This is a genomic window from Kitasatospora purpeofusca, from assembly GCF_042691725.1.
In the GTDB taxonomy this organism is placed as follows: domain Bacteria; phylum Actinomycetota; class Actinomycetes; order Streptomycetales; family Streptomycetaceae; genus Kitasatospora; species Kitasatospora purpeofusca_B.
In genome coordinates, this window is record NZ_CP170483.1 from 7,763,249 (window position 1) to 7,779,372 (window position 16,124).

General features: G+C 75.6%; 12 protein-coding genes and 1 pseudogene. 4 read left to right on the forward strand and 9 right to left on the reverse strand.

Translation table 11 applies throughout. The annotated features are described in order from the left end of the window. Window positions 1–65: 65 nt before the first annotated feature. A complete protein-coding gene (asnB, locus tag ACFCLZ_RS33440; RefSeq protein ID WP_380281632.1) occupies window positions 66–1,916 on the reverse strand; it encodes an asparagine synthase (glutamine-hydrolyzing) in 1,851 nt (616 codons plus the stop codon). A gap of 202 nt (window positions 1,917–2,118) precedes the next feature. On the opposite strand from asnB, the gene ACFCLZ_RS33445 reads away from it, so the two are divergent. Together ACFCLZ_RS33445 and glmS are read left to right on the forward strand one after the other, a co-directional pair. Beyond that, entirely contained in the window at window positions 2,119–2,403 is a 285-nt protein-coding gene (locus tag ACFCLZ_RS33445) for a hypothetical protein (RefSeq protein WP_350561504.1), read from the forward strand. Window positions 2,404–2,476: 73 nt separating this feature from the next. Continuing rightward, complete coding sequence (gene glmS, locus ACFCLZ_RS33450; RefSeq protein WP_380281633.1) at window positions 2,477–4,303, forward strand: glutamine--fructose-6-phosphate transaminase (isomerizing); 1,827 nt, start codon at window positions 2,477–2,479, stop codon at window positions 4,301–4,303. Between the two features lie 73 nt (window positions 4,304–4,376). Here glmS and ACFCLZ_RS33455 read toward each other — a convergent pair whose 3' ends face one another. Continuing rightward, window positions 4,377–6,173, reverse strand: a complete 1,797-nt coding sequence (locus tag ACFCLZ_RS33455; protein ID WP_380281634.1) for a beta-galactosidase family protein — start codon at window positions 6,171–6,173, stop codon at window positions 4,377–4,379. Between the two features lie 271 nt (window positions 6,174–6,444). Between ACFCLZ_RS33455 and ACFCLZ_RS33460 the strand changes: the two are divergent. After that, a pseudogene (locus ACFCLZ_RS33460) lies at window positions 6,445–6,900 on the forward strand (amidase family protein); the annotation flags it as partial. Between the two features lie 110 nt (window positions 6,901–7,010). On the opposite strand, the gene ACFCLZ_RS33465 reads toward ACFCLZ_RS33460, so the two are convergent. From ACFCLZ_RS33465 to ACFCLZ_RS33485, 5 genes are all read right to left on the reverse strand, one after another. Further along, window positions 7,011–8,993, reverse strand: coding sequence for an FUSC family protein (locus ACFCLZ_RS33465; RefSeq protein ID WP_380281635.1), 1,983 nt, complete (start codon window positions 8,991–8,993; stop codon window positions 7,011–7,013). Between the two features lie 377 nt (window positions 8,994–9,370). Next, window positions 9,371–10,666, reverse strand: a complete 1,296-nt coding sequence (locus tag ACFCLZ_RS33470) for an MFS transporter (protein ID WP_380281636.1) — start codon at window positions 10,664–10,666, stop codon at window positions 9,371–9,373. Continuing rightward, window positions 10,663–11,397, reverse strand: coding sequence for an ArsR/SmtB family transcription factor (locus ACFCLZ_RS33475; protein ID WP_380281637.1), 735 nt, complete (start codon window positions 11,395–11,397; stop codon window positions 10,663–10,665). Before ACFCLZ_RS33475 ends, ACFCLZ_RS33470 begins: the two co-directional genes overlap by 4 nt. A 73-nt stretch (window positions 11,398–11,470) precedes the next feature. Continuing rightward, a complete protein-coding gene (locus ACFCLZ_RS33480; RefSeq protein WP_380286368.1) occupies window positions 11,471–11,851 on the reverse strand; it encodes a MerR family transcriptional regulator in 381 nt (126 codons plus the stop codon). Window positions 11,852–11,887: 36 nt separating this feature from the next. Then, window positions 11,888–12,907 (reverse strand): MDR family NADP-dependent oxidoreductase, encoded by a 1,020-nt coding sequence (locus tag ACFCLZ_RS33485; protein ID WP_380281638.1) that lies wholly within the window; start codon window positions 12,905–12,907, stop codon window positions 11,888–11,890. 254 nt (window positions 12,908–13,161) lie between these two features. On the opposite strand from ACFCLZ_RS33485, the gene ACFCLZ_RS33490 reads away from it, so the two are divergent. Then, on the forward strand, window positions 13,162–13,905 hold the full coding sequence (locus ACFCLZ_RS33490) for a PIG-L deacetylase family protein (protein WP_380281639.1): 744 nt from the start codon (window positions 13,162–13,164) through the stop codon (window positions 13,903–13,905). Here ACFCLZ_RS33490 and ACFCLZ_RS33495 read toward each other — a convergent pair. Next, window positions 13,902–15,758, reverse strand: coding sequence for a SpoIIE family protein phosphatase (locus ACFCLZ_RS33495; RefSeq protein WP_380281640.1), 1,857 nt, complete (start codon window positions 15,756–15,758; stop codon window positions 13,902–13,904). The genes ACFCLZ_RS33490 and ACFCLZ_RS33495 overlap by 4 nt on opposite strands. Window positions 15,759–15,805: 47 nt before the next feature. Further along, a complete protein-coding gene (locus tag ACFCLZ_RS33500; protein ID WP_380281641.1) occupies window positions 15,806–16,000 on the reverse strand; it encodes a DUF1918 domain-containing protein in 195 nt (64 codons plus the stop codon). Between the last annotated feature and the right edge of the window lie 124 nt (window positions 16,001–16,124).

Sequence of the window (16,124 nt, forward strand, 5' to 3'; positions counted from 1 at the left end):
GGCTGGTCACGGGCGGTGCCGCCCCCCGGGCGGCGCGGGGTTCGCGCCGCCCGGGGGCGGGTCGCTCAGAGCTCCAGGGACACCTGGTACTCCGTCAGCCACGCGTCGAGGTCCAGCGCCAGATCGGTCGCCAGCCGGACGCTCTGCGGATCGGTGTCCGGCGCCAGCGCGTCCGACACCGCCCGCCGGTCCAGCAGGGCGAGGGCGGGGGAGCCGGGGTCGGCGGCCAGGGCGGCGAGCTCGCCGCGCAGCAGCTGCGGGTAGCGCGGGTCCTGCACGATCGGGTACGGGCTCTTCATCCGGTCGGCGATCTCGGGCGGCAGCACGTCCCGCACCGCGGCGCGCAGCAGGCTCTTCTCCCGGCCGTCGAAGTGCTTCATCGCCCACGGCGTGTTGAAGACGTACTGCACCAGCCGGTGGTCGCAGAACGGCACCCGCACCTCCAGCCCGGTGGCCATGCTCATCCGGTCCTTGCGGTCCAGCAGGATGCAGGCGAAGCGGGTCAGGTTGAGGTACGACACCTCCCGCATCCGCCGTTCGAACGGGTCGGCGTCCGGCAGGTGCGGGACCTCGGCGAGCGCCTCCCGGTACCGGGCCCGGCGGTAGCCGTCCAGGTCGAGCTTGCCGAGCAGCTCCCGGTCCAGCAGCTGCTCGCGCGGTCCGCTGCCGGTGCCGCCGAGGCTGCTCAGCACGGCCGCCCACGGGAAGTCGTCGGCGTGGACGAGCCGTGGGTCGTGGAACCAGCGGTAGCCGCCGAACAGCTCGTCCGCGGACTCGCCGGACAGCGCCACCGTGGAGCGCTCGCGCACCCCGCGGAAGAGCAGCAGCAGCGAGGCGTCCATGTCGCCGACGCCGCCGGGAAGGTCCCGGGCGCGCAGGGTGGCGAGCCGCTGGGCGGGGGCGCCGAGGTCGGCGGTGTCCAGCTCGATCACCCGGTGGTCGGCGCCCACGTGCCGGGCGAGCAGCTCCGCGTACGGGCCGTCCGGGGTGGTGCGGACGGCGTCCGGGGCGAAGTTCTCGGACTGGCCGGTGAAGTCGACCGCGAAGGAGCGGACCGGGCCGGCGCCGGCGGCGCGCAGCGTCCGGGCGGCCAGGGCGGTGACCGCGCTGGAGTCCAGGCCGCCGGAGAGCAGCGAGCAGAGCGGCACGTCGGACTCCAGCTGGCGGTGGACGATGTCCTCCAGCAGCGCCCGGACGGTGCCGATCGTGGTGGGGAGGTCCTGGGCGTGCTCGCGGGCCTCCAGCGACCAGTACCGCCGCACCGTGGTGCCCCGGCGCCGTACCCGGACCACGTGGCCGGGCCGGACCTCGGCGATGCCCCGGTACGGGGTGAGCCCCGGGGTGCGGGCCAGCGTGAGCAGTTCGCGCAGCCCGTCCAGGTCGACCACCGGGCGCACCGAGGGGTGGGCGAGCAGCGCCTTCGGCTCGGAGCCGAACACCACGCCGTCCGGCGTCGGGTGGTAGTACAGCGGTTTGACGCCCATCCGGTCGCGGACCAGCAGCAGTTCCTCGGTGCGGGCGTCCCAGACGGCGAAGGCGAACATGCCGTTGAGCCGTTCGGCCAGGTGTTCGCCCCACTCCAGGTAGGCGCGCAGCACCACCTCGGTGTCGCTGCGGGTGCGGAAGCGGTGCCCGGCGGCCTCCAGTTCGGCGCGCAGCTCGCGGTGGTTGTACACCTCCCCGCTGTAGCTGAGGACGGCCAGCAGCCGGCCGTCGTGCTCGGCGGTCATCGGCTGGACGCCGCCCTCCAGGTCGAGCACGGCGAGGCGCCGGTGGCCCAGCGCGGCGTGCCGCTCCAGGTGGACGCCGCCGGCGTCCGGGCCGCGGCGGAGCTGGGTGTCCGTCATGGCCCCGAGCACCGCACGCTCGAGGGTCAGGTCGCGGTCGTACGCGACCCATCCGGTGATCCCGCACATCAGCAAGCCTCCGGTTCTTGCGACACTCTTCCGACGCTCCCGTTCCTCCCCCGGCCCCCCGGTGTGTGAGCAAGTCATCACGCTACGTGGTCACTCGTGCGGCTTCAAGACCCCTGTTCATGCTTCGAACACGGCGAGATCCTGCCCGATTTCGGGCAGGATCTTTGATCTTTCGGCGAGGGGCCGCCTAGGCTCCCCACTCGTGTCCAGCTCGCCCGGTCCCTCGCACCCTCACGACGACCTGCTCGCCCACCTCACCCGGACCAGCCCGCTCGGGCCCCGGGAGGCGGCGCGGGTGGTGGCGGAGGTGCTGGCGTACTTCTCCGAGACCACCGAGGAGTACGTCCGGCGCCGCCACGGCGAACTGCAGGCACGCGGCCTGACCAACGAGCGGATCTTCGCCCGGCTCGCCGAGGAACTGCCGGCCCGCCGGGTCGCGGCACCCGGACTCTCGGCCCGCCAGCTGCGCCGGATCGTCTACGGCTGACCGGCCGGCGTTCAGGTCTTGTCGGCACGGCCCGCCCGGCCGCGCTCGTCCTCACGGAACCAAGGAGTCCACCATGTGCGGAATCGTGGCCTACATCGGCCCCAAGGACGCGACGCCCTTCCTGCTGGAGGGCCTCGCCCGGCTGGAGTACCGCGGCTACGACTCGGCCGGCGTCGCCGTCGCCGGACGCACCGGCGGCATCAAGGTCCGCAAGGTCAAGGGCCGGGTCGCCGACCTCGCCGCCGAGATCCCCGCCCGCTTCAAGGGCACCACCGGCATCGGCCACACCCGCTGGGCCACCCACGGCGTGCCCAGCGACGCGAACGCCCACCCGCACCTGGACAATGCCGAGCGCATCGCCGTCGTCCACAACGGCATCATCGAGAACGCCGACGAACTGCGCGCCCGGCTCGCCGCCGACGGCGCCGTCTTCCGCTCCGAGACCGACACCGAGGTGCTCGCCCACCTCGTCGCCGCCCACGCCGCCGAGGGCGGCGAGCTGGAGGACGCCGTGCGCGCCGCCCTCGGCAAGGTCGTCGGCACCTACGGCATCGCCGTCCTCGACGCCGAGCAGCCCGACCGCGTCGTGGTCGCCCGCAACGGCAGCCCGATCGTGCTCGGCATCGGCGAGAAGGAGATGTTCGTCGCCTCCGACGTCTCCGCCCTGGTCCGCTACACCCGCCAGGTCGTCCACCTGGAGGACGGCGAGCTGGCCACCGTGCGCGCCGACGGCTTCCGCACCTTCACCGAGGACGCCCGCACCACCCACCGCCAGCCGTCCACCGTCGACTGGGAGATCGACTCCTACGACACCGGCGGCTACGAGCACTTCCTGCTCAAGGAGATCCACGAGCAGCCCGGTTCCGTCGAGCGCACCCTCAGCGGCCGCCTCGACCAGCGGTTCGCCACCGCCCACCTCGGCGGCCTCAACCTGGACGCCCGCGAGCTGCGCGAGATCCGCCGGGTCAAGATCCTCGGCTGCGGCTCCGCCTACTACGCCGGCGAGATGGGCGCCCAGCTGATCGAGGAGCTGGCCCGGATCCCCGCGCACAGCGAGCCCGCCTCGGAGTTCCGCTACCGCAACCCGGTCATCGAGGCCGACACCCTCTACATCGCGGTCAGCCAGTCCGGCGAGACCTACGACACCCTCGCCGCCGTCCAGGAGGTCAAGCGCAAGGGCGGCCGGGTGCTCGGCGTCGTCAACACCGTCGGCAGCGCCATCGCCCGCGAGTGCGACGGCGGCATCTACCTGCACGCCGGCCCGGAGATCTCGGTCGCCTCCACCAAGGCGTTCACCTCCACCGTCGTCGCCTTCGCGCTGATCGCCCTGCACTTCGGCCGGATCCACGACCTCTCGCCCGCCGACGGCCGCCGGATCGTCTCCGCCCTCAACGCGCTGCCCGGCCAGATCCGCGAGATCCTCGCCCAGAGCGACGACATCGCCGCCCTCGCCGCCGAGTACGCCGACTCCGCCGGGATGATGTTCATCGGCCGGGTGCGCGGCTACCCCGTCGCCCGCGAGGGCGCGCAGAAGCTCAAGGAGATCTCCTACGTGCACGCCGAGGCCTACCCGGCGAGCGAGCTGAAGCACGGCCCGCTGGCGCTGATCAGCCCCGAGCTGCCCACCGTCGCCCTCGTCCCGGACGACGAGCTGCTCGACAAGAACCTCACCACCCTCGGCGAGATCAAGGCCCGCTCCGGCCGGGTCCTCGCCATCGCCCACCGCCGCCCCGACAGCAGGCTCGCGGACCACTGCATCCTGGTCCCCAGGAGCGAGCCCGAGCTGGACCCGCTGCTCCTCAACATCCCGCTCCAGCTGCTCGCCTACCACGCCGCCGTCGCCCTGAAGCGCGACGTCGACAAGCCCCGCAACCTCGCCAAGAGCGTCACCGTCGAGTAGGCCGGGAGGCCGGACGGCCGGCCCCGGGTGGGGGCGGCCGTCCGGCGCGGGAGGCGAGCCGGGGGCGCGCGGCTCAGTAGTCCGCGCTGGGCGCGCGGGTGGTGGGGCCGAGGTCGGGTTCGTCGCGGAGTTCGAGGGCGGCGCCGTGGCGGGTGAGTTCGAGGACGACGAGGGTGTTGCGGCCCGGCCGCCAGAGCGGGGCCGGGGCGTAGAGCGTGCGCTGGGGGCCCTCGTCGGTGTGCCGGCCGAGCAGGAAGCCGTTCAGCCAGAGCAGGCCGCGGCCCCAGCCGGGGAGGGCGACGAAAGCGTCGGCTGGGGCGTCGAGTTCGGTCTCGAAGCGGTGGAAGGCGGGGTCGCCGTCGGCGGTGTCCAGGGCGTCGTGGAAGGCGAGGGCGGTGAGGTTGGCGAGCGGGAGGGGGCGGATCTCCCAGGTGTGGAGGCGCTGGCGCTCGTGCGAGACGCCGCGCCGGATGCCCTTGCGGTCGTCCAGCTGGGGGCCGTAGTTGGCGCGGCCGAGGGCCTCGACCAGGATGTCGAGGGTGACGCCGGCGGGGCCGGTGGCCAGCGGGAGGGTCTCGCCGGGGCGGTTGCGGTCGAGGACGCCGAGCGGGCGGCCGTCGGCGAAGACCTGCGCGCGGTCGCCGATGCCGTCGACGCGCAGCGGGAGTTCGGGACGCGGGCCGGGGACGCGGGTGCGGTAGTGGATCAGCCCGAGTGACTGGCCGAGCCGTTCCATCGGCTCGGGGGTGGGCCGGTGGACGGGCGCGGAGAGCGCGTCGAGGGAGTCGAGCAGGCGGGCCCGGCCGCTCGCCCGGTCGAGCCGGCGCGGGGCCAACCGGGGCGGCGGGGAGGGGAGTTCGACGTCGGGCAGCGGGAGGTGCTTGCCGATGACGGCCCGCAGGGCGTGGAACTTCTCGGTCAGCTCGCCCGCCTCGCCGATCGGCGCGTCGTAGTCGTAGCTGGTGACGGTCGGCTCGAAGCCGGGGGTGTCCGGGCCGGTGCCGGAGTGGTTGGCGCCCGCCCAGAGGCCGAAGTTGGTGCCGCCGTGCGCCATGTAGAGGTTGACGGAGGCGCCGGTGGCGAGGAGTTCGTCGAGCGCGGCGGCGGTCTCCCCGGCGTCCCGGACGTGGTGCGGGTCGCCGATCCGGTCGAACCAGCCGATCCAGAACTCCATGGCCGCCAGCGGTCCTTCGGGCTGCTGCCGGCGCAGCACCTCGAAGCGTTCGGGTGCGCGGGAGCCGAAGGTGGCGGTCGCCAGCAGGCCCGGGACCGCGCCGCCCTGCTGCATGAAGTCCTCGGAGCCGTCGGCGGTGAACAGCAGGCAGTCCACCCCGCGGGCCACCAGGCCGTCGCGCAGGTGCGCCAGGTAGGCGGCGTCGTTGCCGTAGCTCCCGTACTCGTTCTCCACCTGCACGGCCACCACCGGTCCGCCCCGGCTGCCCAGCAGCGGCAGCAGCTCCGGCACCAGGGCGTCGAACCAGCCGTCCACCGCGGCGAGGAAGGCGGGGTCGGAGCTGCGCAGCCGGATCCCGTCCACGGCCAGCAGCCGGGCCGGCAGGCCGCCGAACTCCCACTCGGCGCAGATGTACGGGCCGGGGCGGAGGATCACGTCCAGCCCGTGTCGCTCGGCGAGCCGGACGAACCGGGCGACGTCCCGCCAGCCGGTGAAGTCGATGCCACCACCGGGCAGTTCGTGGAAGTTCCAGGGGATGTAGGTGTCCACCGTGTTGACGCCGAGGGCGCGCAGCCGGGCCAGCCGGTCGTCCCACAGTCCGGGGTGGACGCGGAAGTAGTGCAGCGCGCCGGAGACGACGCGGTGCGGTGCGCCGTTGCGGCGCAATCCGCTGCCGTCGAAGTCGAGCTCGATCATGCGGACCAGCTTTCGGTGGTGACGGTGGTGACGCGGGCCGCCGGGGGGTCGGGCCCGGCGGTCGGGATCCCGGAAGCGTCGCAGGACCGAACGGGCGGTGCGGCGTGATCGTGCCCGCGCCACGCGGGGGTTCTCCACGCCGTCCTCCCGCCCTGGACTGCTCAGCTCGCGCGGAATTACCGACGGGTAGGCGGCCCGGCCGGGTGCCGCCACCGGGTACGCCGCGGCCCGCCCGGTCCGCAACCCCTGGCGGACCTCGCACTCGCCGGGGGCCTCCGCCGGCGGCGCGGCCGCGCCGGTCGCCTCCGGCGTCGCCCCGATCGCGCACGCCAACGACGGCGGCGGCTCGATACGGATCCCCGCCGCCTGCTGCGGCCTGGTCGGCCTCGCGCCCACCCGCGGCCGGATGGTGCCCAACGCCCAGGGCCGCCGGCTGCGGGTCGACCTGGTCACCGACGGCGTGCTGACTTCGTCCTCTACTGGGGCTGCATCGCCTTCCCGATCGCCACGACCGGCCGGCCGGCCGTCGACCCCGGCTTCCGGGCGGCCCGGCTCGACGGTCTCACCACCGGCCTGCGCCGGGTCTTCCACCGCGCGTTCGCCCGGGTGCCGGGCGTGGTGCGGCGGCTGCGCCGGGCCGAGCGCACGTACACGGGGATGTTCCGCACCCACGACGCGATCCGGTCGCCGGTGCTGGCGCACGTCGCGCCGCGGATCGGCCACCTGAGCCCGAACGTGGCGTTCGACGAGCACTGGCGTTCGCCCTGGGGGCGGACCGGCCCCGGCGGCGGATCCAGGACCGACCCGCCCCGGCGTCCGTCGGCCGAGGAGCGCCCGTCAGCCGAGGACGGGGGACGCGATCGCGCAGGCCGCGCGGACCTCGCGGCGCAGCGGGGCGAGGACGTCGTCCTCGGACGCGGCGGGAGCGCCGTCGGCCGGGGCCGGCAGCGGGGTGCCGGTGCGCAGGGCCTCGGCCAGGGCGGCGAGGTCGTCGGCGATGGCGGCGACCTCCTGCGGCGCCGGCGCCGGGACCCCGTGCTCGACCCGGACCCGGGTGGCGGTGGTCGTCTCCACCACCCGCTCCACCGCGATCACCAGCGGCCACCACGCGGCCGCCCGCGGGCCGGTCGGCGGCGGCTCGGTGAGCGCGCGCTGGAACTCCGAGCGGACCGCCGAGAGGTCCCGGTAGAGCCGCCGCCGGCGGCGCGGCCGGGAGGGCTGGTCGCGTCCGGGGGCGGCGGCGAAGGCCATCGCCACGTACGCGGCGGTGTCGGCGACCGCGTCGGCCAGCCGGTCGCCGATCCGGGTGTGCCAGGACTCCGGCCAGCAGAGGTAGCCGGCCAGCAGGGCGATCCCGCAGCCGATCAGCGAGTCGTACAGCCGGGGCAGCACCAGCCCGAAGCCCTGGTGGTTGAGCAGGTCGGAGAGCAGCAGGATGACCGGCGTGATGGCCGCCGTCTGGAAGGCGTAGCCCTTCGCCGAGAACGCCGGGATCAGGGTGGCCAGCAGCGCGAGGGTCGGCACGTCCCACCAGCCGCGCGGCACCTCGGCGAGCACCGGGATGGCGAGCAGCAGGCCGAGGGCCGTGCCGAAGGCGCGCAGCACGGCGCGCGAGAACACCGAGCCGAAGTCCGGTTTCAGGACGAAGGTGACGGTCAGCGCCACCCAGTACGAGCGGGGCACCGGCAGCACCGAGACCAGCGCCTGGGCCAGGCCGATGCACAGCGCCAGCCGCAGGCCGTACCGCCAGGACGCGCCCGAGAGCAGCGCCGCCCGCGCCGTGCGCCGGACCCGCTCGCCGGGGGCGGCGGGGCGGCCGAGCCGGTCGGGGGCGGTGTCGGCGCGCCCGGGCTCCGCGCCGACGGCGGCCGCGTACCGCAGGGCCTGGTCCAGGGCCCGTTCGGACGGTCCGGTCGGCGGCGGCAGGGCGAGGAAGGCGGCGGGGTCCTCGCCCGGTGCGGGGGCGGCCCGGCCCCGTTCGACGGCGTCGGCGAGCGTCAGGACGGCGGCCGGGTACGCCTCCGGGAGCGGGCCGAGGCGGGCGACCGGGCGCAGTTTCGCGGCGGAGGCCGCCTCGACGACCGGTATCAGCGCGTTGAGCCGGGCGATCAGCCGGGCCAGCCCGGGCGAGCGGCCGTGCCGGCGGGTGCGGTGGGCGAGCAGCAGGTCGTACGAGGAGTTGAGCGACTGGGTGACGGCCAGCCGCCGTTCGTCGTGCTCCGGGGTGCCGGCGGCGCGGACGAACGCGGCGACGGCCCGGTAGCTGCCGGCCACCGCCGCCCGCTCCGGCACGCCGCCGCGCAGCGGCCAGGCGAACAGGGTGAGCAGCAGCACCACCGCCCCGCCGGCGAGCAGCAGCAGCGGTGCCTTCCACCACGGGTGCGGCATCGGCAGGCCGGCCGCGACGACGGCGTTGAGCAGGAGCAGCAGGCCGGAGACGGAGGCGACCGAGCCGATCGAGGAGATCATCCCGGAGACCAGCGCGACCAGCGTCAGGACGGCGACGGCCGTCCAGTGGCGCCCGAACACCAGGGTGCCGAGGGCGATGCCGACGGCGCCGAACAGCTGCGGCACAGCGATGTTGAAGACCCGCATCCGGTAGGCGTCGGCGGTGTCGCCGATGACGGCGGACAGCGCGCCCATCGACGCCAGCGCCCCGTACGCCGGCTTCCCCGCCGCCAGCCCGACGGCCAGCGGCGCCGCCAGCCCGGCGGCGGCCCGGGCCACCGCCGCCCACGGCACCGGGGCCGGCTGCGGCCGCAGCCCGGCGGTCAGCCACTTCGGGGGTGAGAGCCGGCCACCCGGCGCGTCCTGTGCCATGGCGTCAACCTACGGCGCCCGCCCGCGCCGCCCCGGGCGCGGCGCGCGCGGCCCTCCGGGGCGGTCGAGGCGGCGGCGGGCGGCGCCGGGCAGGGCCGGTGCCTCGGGCGGGCCGGGGTCCCCGCGCACCGCGCCGGCCGTGGCCCGCACCTCGGGCGGCTGCCGGACCCGCCCTCGCCGCGGGCCCGGGCGGCGCGGCTGCCCACCGGGCACGGCCCGGACCTCGCGGACGCGGTGGCCGCGAGCGCGGCGGACCCGGGCGCCGCCCCGGTCGCCGCAGCGCTCGCCCGGGTGCGGGGGCGGCCGGGGATCAGCTCGGTCGGTCGCCCGGCTGGACGCGCTCTCCGCGCCCGCCGCCCGGGCGGCCTGACGGCCGGTCAGGTGGTGGCGGGTTCGGGGGCCGGGAGCGGGGCGTCGGCCGGGCGGGGCGTGGTGGGCAGGTCGCGGGTGCGGCCGATGGGGGAGAGGAGCAGGACGAGCGCCGCCAGCGGCACCCCGGCGGTGGTGATCCACAGCGCGGGGCGCAGGCCGATCGCGGTGCCGAGGGCGCCGGCCAGCAGGGCGCCGAGCGGGATGGTGCCGTAGCTGAGGACGGCCCCGCCGGCGCTGATGCGGCCGAGCAGCTCGGGCGGGCAGTAGCGCTGCTGGAAGCTCGACTTGATGACGTTTCCGGCCACCACGCCCACCGAGATGCCGAACCCGCCGGCGGCGTAGCAGAGCACGCCCGCGCCGGGGCCGGTGAGCGGGATCAGCAGGGCGAGCGAGGACAGGCCCAGCTCGAAGAGGATCATCGCGCGGGCCGTGCCGATCCGCGCGGCGACCCGGCGGGCCACGAAGGCGCCGAGGACGCCGCCGCTGCCGGCCGTCGCGATCAGCCCGCCGACGGTGCCCGGGGCGAGGCCGACCTCGCGGACCAGGAAGGCGACCTGGATCGACTGGTAGCCCATCAGCGCCAGGTTGGACGCGCCGGCGAACAGGGTGAACGTGCGCAGCCAGGGGTCCCCGGCGAGCAGCCGCAGGCCCTCGCCGACCTCGCGGCGCAGGGACCGGTCGGCGGCGGGCCGGGGCGGCGTCTCGCGGTGCCGGATGCGGCCCAGGCAGAGCAGCGAGACGAGGAAGGTCGCCGCGTTCGCGAACATGCCGTTGGCGGCGCCCGCGAGTTGGGCGATCAGGCCGCCGGAGCCGAGACCGGCGATCTGGGCGGCGGAGGCGCTGCCGTGCAGTTTGGCGTTGCCCTCGGGCTGGTCGGCGGGGGAGAGCAGCTCGGGCAGGTAGGCGGTGTAGGCGGTCTGGAAGAAGACGGCCGCGGTGCCGCTGAGCAGGGCGACGGCCAGCAGCAGCCCGACGCTCAGCCGGCCCGCCCAGCCGGCGACCGGGACGACGGCGAACAGCGCGAGCGAGACGGCCGCGGCGGCCAGCATGACCGGGCGGCGGCGTAAGCGGTCCACCCAGACGCCGACCGGCAGGCCCATGACCAGCCAGGGCGCCCAGGCGGCGGCGCTCAGCAGGCCGATCTCGAAGGTGGAGGCGTGCAGTTCGGAGACGGCGATCAGCGGCATGGCGACGCCGGTGACGGAGGAGCCGAACTTGCCGGCCGTCTCGCCGCACCAGAACAGGCGGAAGTCGCGGTGGCGGCGCAGCAGGCTGCGGGGGGCGGCGGCGTCGCGGTTCACTCGGCGCCCCCTCGCCGGTCCTCGGCGCGGTCGGCGCTCTCGGAGCTCTCGGAGCTTCGGGTGTTCTCGGGTGCGCCGGGCGCCGCGGGCTGCGGGCGGCGCGGGAAGGACTGGAGCTGGAGGACGACCGGCAGCGCCGCCGGGTCCGGCTCGGCGCCCTCCTCCGGCAGATGGCGCTTGATGACGGCGAACAGTTCGTCGTTGAGCGTCCGCAGCTGGGCGGGCGTCAGCCGCAGCCGGCTCCAGTCCGAGATGGTGCCGGCATCGCGCCACTCGTCCGGCCAGTCCTCGGTGATGTAGGTGTTGATCCGGTTGAAGTACTGCCCGACGAGTTGGTGCAGGTAGAGCGAGATGGCGCCGCGGCTGTCCGGGTCGTCGCGGAAGTCGGTGGTGTTGAGCTGGTTGGTGACGGGGACGCGCCGCCACCAGCGTTCGCGCTTGGTGCCGCGGCCGGTCTCCTCCTCGATGAACCCGTGCTCGGCGAGGTGGCGCAGGTGCCAGCTGACGGTGCCGGTGTTCTCGCCGAGCCGCTCGGCGAGCCGGGTGGCGGTCGCCGGGCCGTCGAGGTTCAGCAGTTCGAAGATCTCCATCCGCAGCGGGTGGGCGAGCCCGCGCAGGCTGCGCGCGTCGAGCCGGCGCATCGGCCGCGCGGGCTCGCCGCGCGTCGTCGGTGCGGCGGGTGCGGCGGGTGTCGCGGGAGTGCCGGGCGTCGTGGGGTGTTCGGTGGGCATGACGGAATCGTAGGTTGCAGAGACTTCTCTGCATAGGGGTCTCTGCAGAGAAGTCTCTGGAAGGTGTGGGCAGTTACGGCGTGACGGCTCCGGCGTGCCGGGCCAGGGCCTCGCGCAGCCGGGTCAGCCGGGCGATCTCCGCGTCCAGGGCCGCGAGGCGCTGCTCGACCACCGGGGCGAAGGTGTCCGGCCCGAAGTCGCCCTCGGAGGCGCAGCTGCGCGGTGGGTCCGCGGCGAGCAGGTCCAGCCGGTGCGAGCGGCTGGCGAGGTCCTCGACGGTCAGCCCGAGGGCCAGCAGCGCCCGGATCACCCGCACCCGGTTCACCGCCTCCGGCCCGTACTCGCGCTGGCCGGCGGCGGTGCGGTCGGGCGGTGGCAGCAGGCCCCGCTCCTCGTAGAAGCGCAGCGCCCGTGGCGTGGTGCCCGCGGCCGCCGCCGCGTCGCCGATCCTCATCCGTCCCGCCATCCGCCCTCCCCGAGCGCGCCCCGCCTACAGTTCGACGACCATGGCGCCGAAGACGTCACCGTCGATCAGCCGGGACAACGCCCCGGGCGCCTGCTCAATGCCCGGCAGGACCGTCAGGGGGACGGTCAGCTCGTCGGCGCGCAGCCAGCCGCCGAGCCGCTCCCACCACTCCGGCTCCAGCTCCGCGTACCGCTGCCCGCTGACGCCCTGCACGGTGACGTTCCGGGTGAGCAGCCGGAAGCTGTCCACCACGGCCGGTGCGTCGGCGCCGCGCCGGGCCGGGTCCATCTGCCCGGCGAGGGCGCCGATCAGCGCGAACCGCGCGTCCGGGCGGGCGGCTTCCACGGCGGCCGTCAGCTGCTCGCCGCCGACCATGTCCAACAGCACGTCGATGCCGTCCGGGGCGGCCGCGGCGAGCTGGTCGGCGATCGGGCCCTCCCCGCGCACCAGCACGGCGTCGTAGCCCAACTCGTCCGTCAGCCGCTTCGCCTTGGCGGCCGAGCCGGTGGTGCCGATCACCCGGGCGGCCCCGAGCAGCCGCGCCACCTGCCCGGACACCGTGCCGACCGCCCCCGCCGCGCCGGTGACCAGGACGACGTCCCCCTCCCGCACCCGCGCCGCCCGGGTCAGCGCGCCGTAGCCCGCGAGACCGGGGGAGAGCAGGGCGAGCGGGTCGGGGAAGTCGCCGTCCACCCGGGTGAACGCGGCGGCCTCGGCCACCGCGTGGTCGCGCCAGCCGAGCAGGTGGGTGACCAGGTCACCGGGGCGCAGCGGGCCGTCGGCCGGCGCGGCCAGCACCTCGCCGACGGCGGGCCCGAGCAGCGCGTCGCCCGGCCGGATCGAGAAGGGCGCTTCGGCGAAGGCGCCGCCGATCAGGGTGCGCAGGCCGGGGAAGACCACGAAGGCCCGGTTGCGGACCAGCACCTGCTCCGGGCCCGGGGCGGGCAGCGGGCGCTCGGCCACGGAGAAGTGCTCGGGACGGGGCAGCCCGTGCGGCGCGGCGAGAAGCCGGACCTCGCGGACGGTGGTGGGGAAGGACGTCATGGCGGACTCCTGGGCGTGCGGGCGGCGGCGCGGCGGCCGTTCCGCCGCGCGGTGCGGGGACGCTAACCCCTGCCCCGCGCGTCAGGGGCAAGTCCGCCGCTCCGCGCGCTGTGGTCGCCCGGCGGCCCGGCCGGTGATCTTCTAGAGTCACGTCCGGCACGACCATCCGACTGCACGACTGCATGACTGCACGACTGCACGGCCGTACGACTGCACGACCGCACGCACCGGCACCACGGAGAGGCAGCACCATCATGACCGAGCAGCAGGCCCCCGCTCCCTTCGAGCCCGTCGACGAGGACTGGCAGAGCGCCCTGGTCGTCGTCGCCCACCCCGACGACATGGAGTACGGCGGGGCCGCCGCCGTCGCCCGGTGGACGGACCAGGGCAAGAAGGTCGTCTATGTGATGGTCACCAGCGGCGAGGCCGGCATCGACGGCATGGCCCCCGAGCAGTGCGGCCCGCTGCGCGAGGCCGAGCAGATCGCCTCCGCCGCCGTCGTCGGCGTGGACACCGTCGAGTTCCTCGGCCACCCGGACGGCGTCGTCGAGTACGGCCTGCCGCTGCGCCGCGACATCGCCCGCGCGGTGCGCCGGCACCGTCCGGACATCGTCATCACCAGCAACTTCCGCGACACCTGGGGCGGGGTCTTCCTCAACCAGGCCGACCACATCGCCGTCGGCCGGGCCACCCTGGACGCGGTCCGGGACGCGGGCAACCGCTGGGTCTTCCGCGAGCTGGCCGACGAGGGGCACGAGCCGTGGGACGGGGTCAAGGAGATCTGGGTGGCCGGCTCGCCCGAGTCCGCGCACGCGGCGGACACCACCGAGCACTTCGACCGCGGCGTCGCCTCGCTGGAGGCCCACAAGGCCTACCTGGCCGGCCTCGGCGGTGCGATGGCGGACGCCCGCGGCTTCCTGGAGGGCGTCGGCCGCGGCGCGGGCACCCGCCTCGGGACGCGCTTCGCCGTCGCCTTCGAGGTCTTCCCGCTCCGTTAGGCCGTCGTGCCGCCCGAGCCGCCCGAGCCGCCGGAGTGGCCGATGGGGTTGCGGCGCAGGGCGAGGACCGTGAGGTCGTCCCGGCGGCGGCCGCGGCTGTAGCGGCGGACGTCCTCGTCGACGGCCTCGGGCAGCTGGTCCGGGGTGGGGTCGCCCAGGGCGCGCAGCCGCTGCTCGACCGGGTAGAAGGCGCCCGCGCCGTCCTGCGCCTCGGTGACCCCGTCGGTGAGCAGCAGCAGCGTCCCGTCGGCGGGGAGGTCGAACCACTGGACGGTGCGCACCTCCCCGGCGAGGTCGGCGAGCCCGAGCGGTACACCGGGGGTCAGCGGAACGGCCTGTGCGTTCCCGCCGGTCAGCAGGTACGGGGCGAGGTGGCCGCAGTTGACGGCCTGGACGGCGGCCGTGCGGTCCAGGCAGAACACGGTGGCGGTGACGAAGCGTTCGGCCTCGCCGCTCTGCGCCGCGTACGCGTTGTGCCGGGTGACCGCGGCCTCCAGGGCGAGGGCGACGTCGGTGAGCGCGGGCTCGCGGAACGCCGCCTCGCGGAAGGCGCCGAGCACGGCGAAGCCGGTGCCGATCGCGGGCAGGCCCTTGCCCTGGACGTCGCCGATGACGACCCGGGTGCCGTAGGGCGTGTCGGCGATGTCGTAGAGGTCGCCGCCGACCATGGCGTCCTCCTCGATCGGCCGGTAGCGGCCGTGGAGCAGGACGTCGGGGGTCAGGGCGGGCAGCGGGCGCAGCAGCTGGCGCTGGAGGGCGACGGCGGTCTGCCGCATCCGGTGGAGGTCGCGTTCGCGCCGGACCCGGCGCGCGCAGAGCAGCACGGCGACGGCCGAGGCGCCGATGACGGTGGCCAGCGTCAGCGCCCGGCCGTTGATCGACTCCGGGGGGAAGAACACCGAACTGACGATGATGACCGCGGTGACCCAGATCGCCGCGCCGACGGTCTGGGCGAGCGTGCCCAGACCGGCCAGCAGCGCGGGGACGAACACCAGCAGCAGGATGAGCCGGGCGCTGGTGCCGCCCGCCGCCTGCGCGCCCAGGGAGAGCAGGGTGGCCCCGAGGACGCCGAGCACGACGGTCCGGTTGGCGGGCGCCCGGTGCTCGTGCTCGCTCCCGGCGCCCGTGCGCGTCCCGTCCTCGGCCATCCTCGCCTCCCAGGTGATCGTTTCCAGGCTCACCGGCCGGGGCGCCCGTCGCAACCGCGCCCGCTCCCGGGGGCCGCGCAGCAGGTAGCGGGCGGTGAGCAGGACGGCGAGGACGCCGAGCGCGACCAGCAGCCACAGCTGGTAGCGCACCGCCGTCCGCCAGACCGTGCCGACATGGGCGCCGGCCAGGTAGCCGACGGCGGCCCACACGCCCACCCAGAGCGCGGCGCCGAGCACGTTGAACACCTGGAACCGGGGCCAGGGCATGCCGGTCGTCCCGGCGATGATGCCGTTGGTCTGCCGCAGCCCGTCGAAGAACCGGGCGACCGTCACCACCTTGCCGCCGTGCCGCGCGAAGAACACCTCCGCGCGGGCCGCCCGCTCCGGCGTGAGCAGCACGTACCGGCCCCAGCGGTGCACGAAGGCGCGGCCGCCGGTGGCGCCGATCAGGTGACCCAGGGTGTTGCCGAGCACGGCCGCCGCGAAGGCGATCGCCACCACGGCGGCGAGGTCCAGGTGACCGGTGCCCGCGAAGACGGCGGCCAGCACCAGGACGGTCTGCCCGGGCGCGGGGATCCCGCAGTTGTCGAGCAGGACGAACAGGGTCAGTGCCGGGTAGCCGTACTGCTCCAGCAGCGGCGCGAGCGCGGCCAGCGGCCCGGGCAGGGCCGGGGTGCCGCCGGCGGAGTCGGCCGCGAGCAGCACGGCTCACCGCCCCGGGCCGGACGGGCGCGGGGCGGTGGCCGGTGGCGTCAGCGGATCGCCTCGCGGGGTTCGATGTTGCAGTCCGGTCCGGGGTAGACCAGGCCGGTGTGGCCGTCCTCGAAGCGGACCACGTAGGGCGGTTGGCCGTCCTGGCCGCGCACCTCCACGATCTCGCCCTTCTGGTCGACCATGCCCACCGCCCGGCTGTGGATGTGGAGCTGGTCGCCTATCGCTGCCTGCATGGTCTTGCTCCTCGGGGTCTCGGGGGACAGCGGGGACCGGTGGGCCGGCTGCTGCCGCCCTCCTGTCTCCACTGTGCTGCCCGCCCGCCCGGGCCGCAACGGCTCACCGGGTCCGGTGCGGCGC